This window comes from Dokdonia sp. 4H-3-7-5 (assembly GCF_000212355.1).
Lineage (GTDB): Bacteria > Bacteroidota > Bacteroidia > Flavobacteriales > Flavobacteriaceae > Dokdonia.
This window is the reverse complement of sequence record NC_015496.1, coordinates 3,190,502-3,206,673: the sequence shown is the minus strand read 5'-3', so window position 1 is coordinate 3,206,673 and position 16,172 is coordinate 3,190,502. Positions and strand designations below refer to the sequence as shown.

Below are 16,172 nucleotides of genomic sequence, written 5' to 3'. Positions count from 1 at the left end.
TAATAGATAACTTCAGTTTAGTTTAAACCCACAAAAAAACCACCCAATTCCTTGGGTGGTTTTTAGTTTGTTACACTTTCGCGAAAGCGTATTTATAAGAAATCAATAGCGCAGCGCACTACTCAATAGTGAGTACAAGGTCATTTTGTGAGACCATATTGCCGTCGCTTACGGTAATGGATGCTACGCGGCCGTCTTTTGAGGCTACTACGGTGGTTTCCATTTTCATAGCTTCTATGATAAAGAGTGGGTCGTTTTCCTTTACCTCTTGCCCTTTTTTGACAAGCACTTTATAGAGCGATCCTTGTAAGGGAGCGCCTATCTGGTTGCTGTCTTCTGGGTCTACTTTAAGATTTTCTACTTTCTTAATGTTGAGCGAGGTGTCGTGTACTTCGACAAAGCGGTTTTCACCATTTACTTTAAAGAACACGGTGCGCATTCCTTCCTCACTAGGTATCCCAATAGAAAGCAACTTGATGATGACCGTTTTACCAGGCTCTAGCTCAATGAGAATCTCTTCTCCTAATGCCATACCGTAAAAGAAATTCTTAGTAGGTACGAGGGCTAGGTTACCGTACTTCTTGTAATTTTCATGCGCTTGCTCAAACACCTTAGGGTAGAGCATGTATGATAAGAAGTCTTCCATCTCTAGAGGGCGTGTAAACCCTTTTTGGAATTTTGCCGTAAAGGTTTCATATTCCTTGTCAAAATCTACAGGAGCCAGATGCGCGTTAGGGCGATCTGTATAGGCGTCTTTATTCTTTAAGATGATAGCCTGTAATTTTTTAGGGAATCCGCCCACGGGCTGCCCTAAATCACCTTTAAAGAAATTAATCACAGATTCTGGGAAGGAAATAGTGTCGCCACGCTCCATCACATCTTCTGGCGTAAGGTTATTAGTTACCATAAATATTGCCATATCACCCACTACTTTTGAGCTAGGAGTTACTTTAACTAGGTTTCCAAACATACTATTTACGGCAGCATACATCTTTTTTACTTCGGCAAAGCGATCACCAAGACCTAGCGCCATTGCTTGTGGTCTAAGGTTAGAATATTGCCCTCCTGGAATCTCATGTTCAAAAACTTCTGCGGTTCCTGCTTTGAGTCCAGACTCAAAAGGGTAGTAGATCTCGCGGGTGTCTTCCCAGAAATTTGAAAACTGATTGAGTTTGTCCATCTCAAAAGGATGCTCACGCTCTTGATATTTCATCATCTCCACCACCGCATTAAAGTTAGGTTGAGAGGTAAGTCCTGATAGTCCGCCTAGGGCCACATCTACCACATCTACATTTGCTTCAATGGCTTTAAGATAAGTAGCCGTCTGTAGTGATGACGTATCATGTGTGTGTAAGTGGATTGGTAAGTTTACGGTGTCTTTAAGCGCTGTTACCAGTTCTGTTGCGGCATACGGTTTTAAGAGTCCTGCCATGTCTTTTATGGCAATCATATGTGCTCCTGCGTTTTCAAGATCTTTTGCTAGCTGGGTATAATACTTAAGATCATACTTAGTTTGCTTTACATCAAGAATATCTCCGGTGTAGCTTATTGCACCTTCGGCAATACCTCCTGTGAGGTTACGCACGTACTGGATGCTAGGCTCCATAGCTTTTACCCAGTTAAGGGAATCGAAAATTCTAAAAATATCTACACCATTCTCCCAAGATTTTTCAACAAATTTCTCTATCAAGTTATCTGGATATGCCTTGTATCCTACACCGTTTGATCCTCTTAAGAGCATCTGGAAAAGGATATTAGGCACCGCTTTACGCAGTTCGCGCAGGCGTGTCCACGGGCTTTCGTGCAAGAAACGCAGACAAACATCAAAGGTTGCACCTCCCCAAACTTCCATACTAAAGGTGTTAGGGTGATTCTTTGCAAAACTTGATGCTACCTTAAGCATGTCATACGAACGCATGCGTGTAGCCAGTAGGGACTGGTGCGCATCACGCAGGGTCGTATCTGTATAGTGAATTTTTTTTTCTGCCATGAGCCATTTACAAAACTCCTCTGGACCTAACTCTGTGAGTAAGTCTTTGGTCCCTTTCGGGAAAGGGTCTGAGAGGCTGTATAATGGGGTTTCTGGCGTTCTAAAAATTTTAGAATCGTCTTTTTTCTTTACGTCAGAATTTCCATTGACACTTACCTCTGCAAGAAACTGAACCACTTTTGAAGTTCTGTCTTGTGATAGCTTGATGTCAAATAGGGCAGGAGTGTTCTGTATAAAGTTTACGGTAGTTTTTCCGTTTTTAAAGGTATCTGTCTGGATGACATTTTGCAGAAAATGAATGTTAGTTTCTACACCACGTATTCTAAATTCTTTTAATGCTCTTACCATCTTACGAATGGAGCCATCAAGCGTTCTACCATGTGCAGAAACTTTAACTAGCATAGAGTCAAAAAACGGACTTACTTTATACCCTTGGTAAATACTTCCCGCATCAAGACGGATTCCCATACCAGAAGCACTACGGTAGGTAGTAATCTTCCCATAATCTGGCGTAAAGTTATTTACAGGATCTTCGGTAGTAAGGCGGCACTGTATCGCAAAACCATAAGTACCAATAGATTCTTGACCGTAAATCTTAATCTGCTTGTCTGATAGGTTATAACCTCCTGCGACAAAAATCTGCGTTTTTACAAGATCGATACCTGTCACCATCTCAGTAACCGTATGCTCCACTTGAATACGCGGATTTACTTCAATGAAGTAAATATTATCATCTGCATCTACCAAAAACTCAACAGTACCAATATTGTTGTAGTTTACTTCAGTAGCGATGGCAACGGCATATTTGTATAGATTATCGCGTAGTGTTTGTGATAGTCCATAAGAAGGAGCCATCTCTACCACCTTCTGGTGTCTACGTTGTACAGAGCAATCACGCTCATATAGGTGTCTAATGTTACCGTGAGAATCTGCTACAATCTGTACTTCTATATGCTTAGGATCTTCTACATATTTCTCAAGAAACATAGTATCATCACCAAAGGAGTTGAGCGCCTCATTACGAGCCGAGTCAAAACTAAGCTGTAAATCTTCTACCTTACGTATAATACGCATCCCTCTACCACCACCACCAGAGGCAGCTTTAAGCATCAATGGGTAGCCTATTTTTGTAGCCTCGCTAAGAGCGATATCTAGGGTGTCTAGCGCAGTTTTATTACTTTCAATAATAGGAACGCCACACTGTTGTGCTACTTTTTTTGCAGTGATTTTATCACCTAGCGCATCCATTACCTCAGGTTTAGGGCCTATAAAAATGATACCGTTTTCGGCACATTTTCTAGCAAAGGTGGAGTTTTCAGACAAGAAACCGTATCCGGGGTGAATGGCATCTACATGTTTAGATTTGGCTAGATCAATAATCTGATCCATATCAAGATAGGGCTTGAGTGGCTCATTATTCTTGCCTATTTGGTAAGACTCATCTGCTTTATTGCGATGTTGTGAGTATCTGTCTTCGTAGGTATAAATCGCAACTGTAGCGATATTAAGTTCGGTACAGGCACGCAGTACTCTAATAGCAATTTCCCCGCGATTGGCGACAAGGACTTTTTTAATTTTCATTATATAAGATAGGTTGTTGTGTTACGAAATCGTTGTAGTAGTAGGGTACAAAAAAAGCCACTTCAATAGGAGAAGTGGCTTTGATAAAATTAAATTTTCGCGCAAGCGAACATAAACACTTTTAGGTCATTTTCAATACGTAATCTATTACACATATTTTTAGTGACTTATTAAGATATATTATGCGTCAAAGCGATATTTTCCATGTTGCTCAACATCTGCAGCAATCTGGTTACGTAAGCCTATTACATTAGGCTGGTTTGTGTACTTTGTAAAACGCTTAAGACCCATAAGCATCATGCGCTGCTCATCACCTTCGGCAAAAGAGATGATAGCTTCTTTAGCCTTAGTCTGGATAATATCTACTGCGTTAAATAAGTATAATTGCGTCATTGCAAGTTGCGTAGTCTGGCTCTCAAGACCAGAACGCTTGATATTCTTCTCTGTACGTAAGATTGCACTCTCAGACATATAGATTTCAATCAAGATATCTGCAGCAGCCATTAGTAATTGCTGGTGTTGCTCTAACTCTGTTCCATATTTCTTTGCAGCAGATCCTGCTACCATTAAGAATACTTTCTTAAGACGCTTAAGAAGATCTTTCTCTTCAGATAATGTTTCAGAAAAGTCTGGTGTATCAAAAGAAGGAATTCCCATAAGCTCTTCACCTACAGCAGTAGCAGGTCCCATAAAGTCTACATGACCTTTCATAGCCTTCTTCACCATCATTCCTACCGCTAGCATGCGGTTAATCTCGTTTGTACCTTCATAAATACGAGCGATACGAGCATCTCTCCAAGCAGATTCCATAGGAGCATCTGCACTAAAGCCCATTCCTCCAAAAACTTGGATACCTTCATCTGTTGTATTCTGTACATCTTCAGACACGGCAACTTTAAGAATAGAACACTCAATAGCATATTCCTCAACACCTTTAAGCTCTGCTTCTTGGTGTGTGTTTCCTTCTGCATGACGCATAGCGATACGATCCTCTATGTTTTTTGCGGCTCTGTATGATGCAGACTCATCTACATATACATTTGTAGCCATAGTAGCAATCTTTTGCTTGATAGCTCCAAAGTTTATGATAGGAGTTTTAAACTGTACACGCTCCTTAGCATACGTTACTGCTTCGTTTACTACACGACGTTGTGCATCAAGACAAGCAGCAGCAAGTTTAATACGACCTACGTTTAGTGCATTCATTGCAATTTTAAATCCGTTACCACGCTCAGAAAGCATATTCTCTGCAGATACTACAGTATCGTTAAAGAATACCTGACGTGTAGAAGAAGAGTGGATACCTAATTTCTTCTCTTCGTCACCTAGTGTGATTCCGTTAGAAGGATCATTTTCTACGATAAATCCTGTGATGTTCTTATCGTCTTCTATTCTTGCGAATACGATAAAAAGGTTACAGAATCCTGCGTTTGAAATCCACATTTTCTGTCCAGAAATCTTGTAAGATTTTCCATCTTCAGAAAGTACTGCTTTTGTTTTTCCTGAGTTTGCATCAGATCCAGCACCTGGCTCTGTAAGACAGTAAGCACCAAACCACTCACCAGTAGCAAGTTTAGGTACATATTTTTGTTTTTGCGCTTCGTTACCGTATAAAGTAATTGGCATGGTACCAATTCCTGTATGTGCTCCAAAGGCTGTACTAAAAGATCCAGTTGCACCAGAGATGTAATCACAAACAAGCATTGTAGATACAAAGCCCATTCCTAATCCTCCATACTCTTCTGGTACTGCAACACCTAGTAAACCAAGTTCACCAGCCGTACGCATTGTTTCCTCTGTGTATGCATAATCTTTCTTTTCAAAGCGCTCCCAGTGTGCCCATAGATCACGATCTACAAACTCCTTAGTACTATCGCGCATCATTCTTTGCTCTTCGTCAAGATCTTCCATTGTGAATACATCTTCACAAGCTGTTTCTTTTACGATAAATTGTCCACCGCGTAGGATATCTTTTTTTGTTTCTTCTGTTGCCATAATTTGATATTAGATTCGAGATTTTAGACGTTAGATAGGGGGTAATCATCCTTCTAAAATCTGATCTCTATGTTTAAATTGTGTTATTCTTTTTTTAATTTTTCTTTTCCCGCTTTCGCGAAAGCGAACTTTACATAGATGAGATACTCCTTTTAACAGAAGATCTCATCCATCATATTATTTAAGGAATTCGTAAATTCCTGCTGCTCCTTGTCCAGTACCTACACACATAGTTACCATCCCGTATTTACCTGACATATCACGCTTACGCATCTCGTCAAATAACTGTACCGAAAGTTTACCACCTGTACATCCTAGTGGGTGACCTAAAGCAATAGCTCCACCGTTTACGTTTATGATATTTGGATCAAGACCTAGCTCGCGAATTACCGCAAGAGATTGTGATGCAAATGCCTCGTTAAGCTCGATAAGTTCAATATCATTTTGCTTAAGACCTGCTTGCTTCAATGCCTTAGGAATCGCAGCTACAGGACCTATTCCCATAATACGTGGTGGTACACCAGCTGCAGCATAGTTTACCATACGTGCGATAGGCTCGATGTTTAATTCCTTAACCATTTCCTCACTCATCACCATTACAAAGGCAGCACCATCACTCATTTGTGAAGAGTTACCTGCAGTAACGCTTCCGCCAGCAGCAAATACTGCTCTAAGCTTTGCAAGCGCCTCTTTACTAGTTCCAGCACGTGGTCCTTCGTCTTTATTTACTGTGTAAGATTTAGTTGCTCTCTTACCATTTGCATCAATATATGTTTGCTCCACATCAATAGGAACAATCTGATCTTGGAAACGATCTTCAGCAAGTGCACGGAGTGCTTTCACGTGAGAGTTGTATGCAAACTCATCTTGATCTTCACGAGATACCTTGAATTCATTTGCAACAGCCTCTGCCGTGTTACCCATTCCCCAGTAGTAATCTTCGTGCCCAGTTTTTACAATGGCATCGTAGTTTAATTCTGGTTTAAATCCTGTCATAGGTACAGAAGACATAGACTCTGCACCACCAGCGATAATACAATCGCCCATTCCTGCTTGAATCTTTGCTACTGCCATCCCGATAGTTTCTATTCCAGAAGAACAAAAACGGTTTACGGTTACACCAGGTACATCAATTACGTCAAGTCCCATTAATGAGATAAGACGTGCCATGTTAAGACCTTGTGATCCTTCTGGCATTGCATTTCCTACGATTACGTCATCTATGCGTTTTTTATCAAATTCTGGCAGCTCCTTCATCATATACTGGATGGTTTCTGCAGCAAGCTCATCTGCTCGCTTGAATCTGAAGACACCTTTGGGAGCTTTCCCAACGGCTGTTCTATATGCTTTTACTATATATGCTGTTTTCATAATTTTTAAGATTATAGAATATGGAGAATAGAGTATAGACTTAATTATTTAGTCTATCAATAAATGCTCCTATCATTCTTTGCAATTGCTGTATACTATCTTTTAATTCTTTATAATCAGTTTCAGAAACATAGTTTTCGATTTTAGCAATCTCTAATTGTGTTTCCCATTCATAAGCAGATCCAAGACTTGTTTCTAAGTAAGACTTAAAATGCTTATCAGTAGATTTTGCAGAGCCTTCTGCGATATTTGATGGAATAGATACTGAACATCTATTCATTTGACTTGTAAGATTATAGATTTCAGACTTTGGAAAGGTTTTAGTCAACTTATAATTCTGACTAGCAAAGGTTACACCATATTGCCAAATTTTCAAGTTTCTAAAATTATGCCTAGCCATTATCTCTACAATCTTTTGTCCATTTCACAAGAGTAAGAAGTCTATATTCTATACTCTATAATCCGTATTCAGAAAAATTAGTTTCTCAACGGTTTTCCTTTCTGTAACATATGCTGGATACGCTCTAGTGATTTTCTTTCGGTAGCTAGTGATAAGAACGCTTCACGTTCAAGATCTAATAAGTACTGCTCAGAAACTCGTGTAGGCTCAGAAAGATCTCCTCCTGCCATTACATAAGCGAGTTTATTTGCGATTTTCTTATCATGCTCTGAGATGTAGTGAGAAGCTTCCATAGAGTCTGTTCCTACTAAGAACATTCCTAATGCTTGCTTACCTAATACAAGTACATCATTACGTTTTACCGGTTGTGTATATCCTTGATCTGCCATCTGGCGTGCTACAGCTTTAGCTGTTGCAATCTGACGATCACGGTTTACCACTACTATATCTTTGCCGTGCTTAAGGATGTTAAGGTCATACGCTTCATGAGCAGAGGTAGACACTTTTGCCATACCAATAGTAAGGAAGTGCTCTTGTAGTACGTTCAACTGTACATCACCTTTATCAAACTTATCTGATGCTCTTAAGGCCATTTCCTTAGATCCACCACCACCTGGAATTACACCTACACCAAACTCAACGAGTCCAATATAAGATTCGGCAGCAGCTACTACGCGGTCTGCGTGAAGTGTCATCTCACATCCACCACCTAGTGTCATACCGTGAGGTGCAACCACTGTAGGGATAGCAGAGTAGCGTAAACGCATACATGTATCTTGGAAATATTTTATAGCAGCGTTAAGCTCATCATATTCTTGCTCTACGGCATACATGAAAATCATTCCAATATTTGCACCTACAGAGAAGTTAGTCCCTTGATTTCCTATTACTAGTCCGTCGTAATTTGTTTCGGCCATATCAATAGCCTTATTTAATCCTGCAAGAACATCACCACCTATAGAGTTCATTTTAGAGCGGAATTCTACATTTAAGATTCCGTCTCCTAGATCTTGTACAGATACTCCAGAGTTTGAGAATACTTCAGTTTGTTTTCTAATGTTATCAAGAATGATAAATGAATCTTGACCAGGTTTTTTTACATGCGCTTTCGCGGAAGCGGAATATACATGCGTAGCACCATCTTTTACAGAATAGAAAGTATCGATTCCAGCAGCAGTCATGTCTGTTACCCAAGAGGCAACTTCAAGACCTTCTGCTTTCATTAGTTCGATACCTTTTTCTACACCTACAGCATCCCAAATTTGGAATGGTCCGTGCTCCCAGCCGAAACCAGCCTTCATAGCATCATCTATCTTGTAAAGCTCATCTGTAATTTCTGGAATACGATTTTGTACGTATGCAAATAAGTGAGCAAAAGACTTGCGGTAAAATTCACCAGCCTTGTCTTTACCACCTACAAGCACTTTAAAACGATCGTATACATTATCGATAGTTTTAGTAAGCTCTAAGGTTGCAAATTTTGCTCTTTTTGCAGAGCGGTAATCCATAGTATCTAGGTCTAGCGTGAGGATTTCTTTCTGTCCTGTCGCATCAACATTCTTTTTATAGAATCCTTGACCAGTTTTTGAACCTAACCATTTATTTTCCATCATAGTGCTGATGAAACCTGGTAAGGCAAATAATTCTTTTCTTTCGTCCTTAGGGCAGTTCTCTGCAATACCGTTTGCAACATGTACAAGCGTATCAAGACCAACAACATCTACTGTACGGAAGGTAGCTGACTTAGGACGGCCTATTACTGGTCCCGTAAGCTTATCAACTTCTTCAACCGTCATTCCCATTTCCTTAACGGTATGGAATAATGACATGATAGAGAAGATACCAATACGGTTACCTATAAACGCTGGAGTATCTTTTGCTACTACAGATGTTTTTCCTAAAAATTGCTCACCGTAGTTGTTTAAGAAATCAAGTACGCTCTGGTCTGTTTTTGGTCCAGGGATGATTTCAAATAATTTAAGGTAACGCGCAGGGTTAAAGAAGTGTGTCCCACAGAAGTGCTTCTGGAAGTCTTCACTACGACCCTCAGACATGAACTGGATAGGAATTCCAGAGGTGTTTGAAGTAATAAGTGTACCAGGAGTTCTGTGTTTTTCTAAGTTTTCAAAAACTTGCTTTTTAATATCAAGTCTTTCTACAACTACTTCGATAATCCAGTCTACATCCTTCACTTTTGCAATATCATCCTCAAGGTTTCCTGTGGTGATTCTACTTGCAAAAGACTGGTTGTAAATAGGAGAAGGCTTACTTTTTAAAGCAGTAGTAAGTGCATCGTTTACCATGCGGTTACGAACTACTTTATCTTCAAGTGTAAGACCTTTTGCTTGCTCTTTAGCATTGAGTTCTCTAGGTACGATGTCTAGTAAGAGTACATCTACACCGATATTTGCAAAATGACAAGCGATACCGCTTCCCATAATTCCGCTACCGATGACGGCTACTTTCTTTATTCTACGTTTTGCCATTATTTTACTAAGGTTTCTTTTTGGTTAAAAACTTTTCTATTTTGAATCAAATCATTGATGGTATCAATAACTTCATAAAAGTTGTTGATTTTTTCTTCACTTATAGTATTTCTCACAGCACCATTAAAGGTCTTTACTTTTGTTTTTGAGAAATCTCTTTTTTCTTTTCCAAATGGAGTAAGATGTATAAGAACACCGCGCCCGTCTGCTGGATTAGGTTTGCGTTCTATCAAGCCTTTTTCTTCCATTGTCTTAAGTGTACGAGATAGGGAAGTAGCTTCCATACCCATACGTGGGCCTAATGCTGTAGAAGGTGTGCCTTGGTCTGGATCTATACTTAACAGAGCAAAACCAACGGCCATCGTTACATCAAACTCTGCTGCTTGTTCATTATACATTTTCATAACTGCTTGCCAAGTGGCTCTCAAACAGTAGTCTATTGTTTTGTCATTCATAAGGTTTCATTCCGAAATCGTTGTAAATATACAATAATTTACTATGCACGCACAGTAGTTTTCGCGAATTTTATTGATTTCTACTATTTATTTTATTTGAGTAGTTGCTAATACATTGACTGTAATATACCTCAAGTTCGCAAAAATTTTGTAAATTCTATGTTATTATATCGTCTCATGCTATTCAATACAGTCAAAATGATATTGTATAAACGCTATAACGTTAAAAGTAAGCCATTATCTTTGTCCCTTGAGCCGAATTGTTCAACACCCTAAAACGGCTCTTAAAATGTATCGCCAGTATGATAGCACCAGCAACACCAGTAAATGAGTTCAAGCGCATGAAAGCTTTGCATGGTCTAGAACTTCTAGATACAGCTCAAGAACCAGACTTTGATTACATTACTAAACTTGCTGCTTACATATGCAATACGCCTGTAGCCCTCGTCACTCTAGTAGATGAAGACAGACAGTGGTTTAAGTCTAAAGTAGGGTTTGCACCTTGTGAAACCTCACGAGATAGCTCATTTTGCGCACACGCGATTTTAACACCTAACGAGATTTTTGAGATTCCAGACGCTACAAAGGATTTGAGGTTTGTAAACAACCCACTTACTAAGGGTGATTCACCAGTTATTTTCTATGCTGGAATCCCATTGCGCACTAAGAACAGGATGGCTGTAGGATCATTATGTGTGATTGATCATAAGCCTAATAAACTTAATCAGGAACAAAGAGAAGCACTCATTACCTTAGGTAAGCAGGTAGAACGTCTTTTTGAATTACGATCTGTAAATGCTAAGCTAAGAGCTGCCAAGGAGAACCTCACTAAGCATAATTCTTTACTACAAGATTTTGCAGGGACCGTATCTCACGATCTTAAAATGCCACTAGCAAATCTTATATTGACATCAGATATTTTAAAGAAAAAATATAATGACGAGATAGATGAAAAAGGTAAAAACTATTTAAGTTACCTCAAAAAGTCATCTCTGTCTATGAGTAAGTATATCACTAACATTCTTACGCATTATGAGAGTACCGCGTATGATAAGGATGATGTGCATGAGTTTATGCTTAATGATATGCTTGAGGATCTTGTAGATCTTCTCAATATCAATTATGAGTGCGACGTTCATTTCCCAGAAAATAATATAGAGTTGCATTGCAATAGGTCTGCACTTGACCAGATTTTCTTAAACCTTATAGGGAACAGTCTTAAGTATAATGATAAGAAGCATACGGTAATAGATATCAAGGCCACCCAAACGTCCAAGCATTTTGAATTTTCTATAAGAGACAATGGTCGTGGTATAGAAGAGGATAAGGTAGATAGTATTTTTACGCTATTTAGTACCGTAGGACATCTTGATAAAAATGGAGAACGCGGTCATGGAATCGGACTTTCTACTGTGCAGAAACTTGTAAATAATCTTGGCGGTACGATAAAAGTAAAGTCGGAGCTTGGGAAATTTACAGAGTTTGTTTTTACAATAGCGAGATAGCTAAGTACGCTTTCGCGAAAGCGTAACACTTCATATCATTGGTGATTCAAGCCTATAAATTTTATCGTAGGTATATGGCTACCAAATAGGCTGGCTGTAGGCTGTAATCGTTATTATTAAGTTAATTATCACTTAGATTTACGTTAATCTCTAGTCAATCAAATTTGGACTAACCTATATTAGTCCAAACAATCAAATCAAACATTACTACATGTTGAAAATTACCCAGTTATTGCTTACAAGCCTTACTATTTGTATAGCAAGTACAGTGTATGCGCAGGACCTTCCTGTGGCATCTATAAAAAAGAGTATTGAAACATTTAAAGAAAATGCTCGTGGTCCTTACAAAAAGATAGAATGGTTTTGTAAAGATGGTACACAGCGTGAAGCACGTGACCCTTGTCCAGATGACATAGGTGGTGGAGTACAACATGCTAGTTACAGTGATGATCTTATCACACTAGGTAAAAAGCATCATTTATATGTGGCAGACATTCTTGCAAATACAGACAAAGAACTTTTTTGGGATGTGGCAAACGACCATAGCCGCATTAAACAATATCAACTTGCTCGCTACTTAGGGAGTATAGATGATGGATGGGTGCAGCGCAAATCTCAATTTTATAGAGGAGCTGTACAATCTGAAGATGAAGAAGCATGGGGTATCGACTTTTATGAGTGGCTACTGCGTAGCGATACGAGACTAAGACAGAATTACTATTTACTGCGTCAAACATTGCGAGATATACCACACGATGGTGATAGTAACATTGCACAACGTATGCGTAGCGAATCAAAAATCCTTGCCGAAGATTATCCTAAGTTTATGGATGCCCGTATTAAGATCCATGGTAAACCTAGCGTGAGTGATATCCAGATGGTACAAGAATTTAGAGCAAAGCATAAAGGCAATCTTTCTGATAAATTAAAATCTCAGTTTGATGCTTTAGAAAAAACAATGGCTGCTTTTTATGCACCCATTAATTTTAAGGAGTTACAAGCGCAAGTAAATCAAGTATCTGTAAAAAATGAGCTCACGGAACGTATTACAAGCTTTCTTACAAACAGCGAGCGTGACGCCTCTCCTGAAATATTAGTGCCAGAAATTGCAGATATTTTGTGTTTAATCCGCCAAGAGATAGAAACTTTAGATAGAGGAAGTGATAAGCTTACTATGCTTGATCTCTCTAACGAACTTGAAGATATACTTCTTATAAAAACACAAGAGTGGAAACCAGAGACGCTCAAGAGTTTACTATATAAGATTCAGACGTTGGGTTATGCCGCAACGGGAACAGGACTTATAGAAATGAATGAGTGGGCAGCGGTAGAGCCTTATCTAATTGCCGATAGTTATCATAACGATAAAAGCGTAGCACAACTAAACGATTTTCTTGCCACATCAAGGGGACTTGTAGAGTGGAGCGCCTCTCAGGTAAAAGCAAACTATCAAGAAGTTGTAGATATTTATGCGCAGTTTGAGCCTAAAGCGTATGGTTTTATAGATGATCGTGTACGCTCGTCTGTTGCTCTTGACTTAGGAGAGAGTGTAAGTACGTTGGGAGCTTTTATAGCAAAGCATTCAGGACTTGAAAACAAGGTGATGGATATAGATGGACAATCTTCTGTACGAGGATTAAACCCAGGTTATGCTTATGGTGAGCTTGTCGTTATAGAAGGATCTCCAGAAGGAGTGGAGGTAGATACGGAGAAGATTTACGTTTTTGAAAAACCGCCATCAGATCTTAAACCCGTTGCTGGTATTATGACTGTGTCAGAAGGTAATCTTGTTTCTCACGTGCAATTACTTGCTAGAAATTTAGGTATTCCTAATGCGGCCTTATCTCAAGAAAACCTTCAGGATTTGAGTAAGTATAGCGGTAAGAACGTGTTTTATGCAGTTTCAAATAAAGGAAGTGTTATCATAAAAGGCGAAGATGATATTACAGATGAGGAACGTGAGTTATTTACAAAGAAACAACGTTCTACTAGCCAAGTAACGGTACCTGTAGAAAAAATTCAACTTGATAAAAAGGATATTATAAATATGCGAGACCTTGATGCAAGTGCATCTGGAAAACTTGTAGGTCCTAAGGCAGCAAATCTTGGTCAGCTCAAAAAGATGTTTCCAGAGCAGGTGGTAGAAGGTCTTGTGATTCCTTTCGGAATATTTAAAGATCATATGGATCAAAAGATGCCAAGCTATGATGGTTCTTACTGGGAGTTTTTAAATAACGCTTTCGCGAAAGCGGAAGACATGAAAACCTCTGGCGCATCGTCAAAAGAGATAGAGACCTTCCAACTGGAAGAGTTGAAGAGGTTGCGTGATGCGATTAATTTAATGACACTGAAACCCTCATTTGTGAATAGCTTGCGAGCAGATTTCCAAAAAGTGTTTAAATCACCTATTGGTAAAACACCCGTGTTTTTACGTAGTGATACAAATATGGAAGACCTTGAAGAGTTTACAGGCGCAGGATTGAACTTGACCCTCTTTAATATACTTGATGAAGATAAAATCTTGAAAGGAATTAAAGACGTTTGGGCTTCTCCATACACGGAGCGTAGCTTTAAGTGGCGCCAGCAATATTTGAGTAATCCAGAAAATGTATTTCCATCCATTTTAATTATACCATCTGTAGATGTGGATTATAGTGGAGTGATGATTACCAAAGGAATTAATCAAGGGACAGATGAGGATCTTACAATCGCCTTTAGCCGTGGTGCAGGAGGAGCAGTAGATGGCCAAGCCGCCGAAACTAGACTTGTAATAGCAACAGGCAGCAGGTTACTTTCTCCTGCACGTCAAGCAGATTATATACGCTTACCGGCAACGGGAGGTGTTAAGAAGAACATAGCCACCTTTGATAAGCAAATACTCAACGAGAAAAACATAAATGATATACGTGCAATTGCTCAGTCTATAAGAACGCGCCTTCCAGAAATGACAGGATCTACTTATGAAGGAGCCTATGACGTTGAGCTTGGATTTGAGAATGACAAATTGTGGTTATTCCAGATTAGACCTTTTGTAGAGAATAAAACGGCAAAGACTTCTGAATATTTAGAATCTATATCGCCAGTAATTAATGAAGACTTTTTAATAACCTTAGACGCACCAATAAACTAATGAAGACATTTATCACATTTACATTTATTGCATTATCCACGCTTGTTGCCACGATGATTTATCCAATAGATGGATATGACAGCACTGGAATCAAAAGATTGTATCGTCTTCAAAAAATGGAGAAAGATAGCATTACTAATAAGCGTATTCCTAATGGAGCTTATTTAAAATTAAATGATATTAAGTTGAATTTGCTTTCGCGAAAGCAAGATTCTCTTGGTGCACTTCTCGTTGAAGATCCAGAATTTGCGCGCGCTATTGCAAGAATCACTCCAGGCGGAAACTACTCCCTTGCAGTTCTTGATATGAGCGATTCAGAAAATTTGAAATATGCAGCCCACAGAGAGAACGCTGGTTACCAGCCAGGAAGTGTGGGTAAAATTGCCGTACTAAACGGTTTTTTTAATGAGCTAGCAGAGACCTATCCAGATGATTTTGCACTACGTACAGGACTTATGTGTAATAAGCGTGTAAAAGCACGTTATTGGGGTACAGGTGATCATCATACGATTCCTATTTATGATATTGAAAAAGATAAGCTTACAAAACGTCAAGTAGTGGCAAGTGATGAATTCTCATTATATGAGTGGGCAGATCATATGGTGTCTGTGAGTAATAATGGAGCTGCGAGTGTATTATATAGAGAAACGATGTTGCTAGACGCCTTTGGAAGAGATTATGCCGACTTAACAGAAGAAGAGTCTGAAAATTACTTTGTAGAGACAGACAGAGACTCCCTTACCAGCCAAGCAAACCGAGTTGTGAATCAGCCCCTAAGAGAGCTAGGGATAACAGAAGATGACTGGAGACTAGGAGGGATGTTTACAAGACCTGCTGGAAAGTATGTAGGAAGAGAAGGTGGAAGTATAGGAACTCCTAAAGGACTCATGAAGTTTCTGGTAGCCTTAGAACAAGGAAACGTTATAGATGAAGAAAGCTCACTCGAGATGAAGCGATTACTATATATGACAGATAGAAGGATACGTTATGCACAATCTAATAGACTTGATGATGCCGCTGTGTTTTTTAAATCTGGATCATTTTACAAATGTGATCGCAGTAAAGACCCAGGATGTAAGGATTATGCCGGAAATGTATATAACTATATGAACTCTGTAATCATTGTAGAGCAACCTAATGGAAAGAAGTACATCGTTTGCTTAATGACCAATGTTCTTAATAAAAACTCTGCTGGAGCTCATATGTATCTAGCAAGTAGTATTGATGAGGTGGTGAATCCATCCTAGTCATCATAATTA

General features: G+C 39.1%; 9 protein-coding genes. 3 read left to right on the top strand and 6 right to left on the bottom strand.

Annotated features, from left to right (window positions below; translation table 11 throughout):
- Positions 1-118 precede the first annotated feature (118 nt).
- The 6 genes from KRODI_RS14175 to KRODI_RS14150 all read right to left on the bottom strand — a co-directional run bounded on the left by KRODI_RS14175 (position 119) and on the right by KRODI_RS14150 (position 10,278).
- Positions 119-3,571: a pyruvate carboxylase gene (locus tag KRODI_RS14175; RefSeq protein ID WP_013752311.1), complete on the bottom strand. Its 3,453-nt coding sequence runs from the start codon at positions 3,569-3,571 to the stop codon at positions 119-121.
- A gap of 180 nt (positions 3,572-3,751) precedes the next feature.
- Positions 3,752-5,566 carry an acyl-CoA dehydrogenase family protein gene (locus KRODI_RS14170; protein ID WP_013752310.1) on the bottom strand — a complete coding sequence of 605 codons (1,815 nt, stop codon included), beginning with the start codon at positions 5,564-5,566 and terminating at the stop codon, positions 3,752-3,754.
- A 177-nt stretch (positions 5,567-5,743) separates the two neighbouring features.
- Positions 5,744-6,937: an acetyl-CoA C-acyltransferase gene (locus KRODI_RS14165; protein ID WP_013752309.1), complete on the bottom strand. Its 1,194-nt coding sequence runs from the start codon at positions 6,935-6,937 to the stop codon at positions 5,744-5,746.
- A 40-nt stretch (positions 6,938-6,977) separates the two neighbouring features.
- Positions 6,978-7,337: a four helix bundle protein gene (locus KRODI_RS14160; protein WP_013752308.1), complete on the bottom strand. Its 360-nt coding sequence runs from the start codon at positions 7,335-7,337 to the stop codon at positions 6,978-6,980.
- A 77-nt stretch (positions 7,338-7,414) separates the two neighbouring features.
- The gene (locus KRODI_RS14155) at positions 7,415-9,823 is read right to left on the bottom strand and encodes a 3-hydroxyacyl-CoA dehydrogenase/enoyl-CoA hydratase family protein (RefSeq protein ID WP_013752307.1); all 2,409 of its coding nucleotides are present in this window, start codon (positions 9,821-9,823) and stop codon (positions 7,415-7,417) included.
- Positions 9,823-10,278, bottom strand: a complete 456-nt coding sequence (locus tag KRODI_RS14150; protein WP_013752306.1) for a MarR family winged helix-turn-helix transcriptional regulator — start codon at positions 10,276-10,278, stop codon at positions 9,823-9,825. The genes KRODI_RS14155 and KRODI_RS14150 overlap by 1 nt, the downstream gene beginning before the upstream one ends.
- 302 nt (positions 10,279-10,580) lie before the next feature.
- On the opposite strand from KRODI_RS14150, the gene KRODI_RS14145 reads away from it, so the two are divergent.
- The 3 genes from KRODI_RS14145 to KRODI_RS14135 all read left to right on the top strand — a co-directional run bounded on the left by KRODI_RS14145 (position 10,581) and on the right by KRODI_RS14135 (position 16,160).
- A complete protein-coding gene (locus KRODI_RS14145; protein WP_013752305.1) occupies positions 10,581-11,783 on the top strand; it encodes a GAF domain-containing sensor histidine kinase in 1,203 nt (400 codons plus the stop codon).
- A 211-nt stretch (positions 11,784-11,994) separates the two neighbouring features.
- On the top strand, positions 11,995-14,913 hold the full coding sequence (locus KRODI_RS14140) for a PEP/pyruvate-binding domain-containing protein (RefSeq protein ID WP_013752304.1): 2,919 nt from the start codon (positions 11,995-11,997) through the stop codon (positions 14,911-14,913).
- On the top strand, positions 14,913-16,160 hold the full coding sequence (locus KRODI_RS14135) for a serine hydrolase (protein ID WP_013752303.1): 1,248 nt from the start codon (positions 14,913-14,915) through the stop codon (positions 16,158-16,160). Before KRODI_RS14140 ends, KRODI_RS14135 begins: the two co-directional genes overlap by 1 nt.
- The last annotated feature ends 12 nt before the right edge of the window (positions 16,161-16,172 follow it).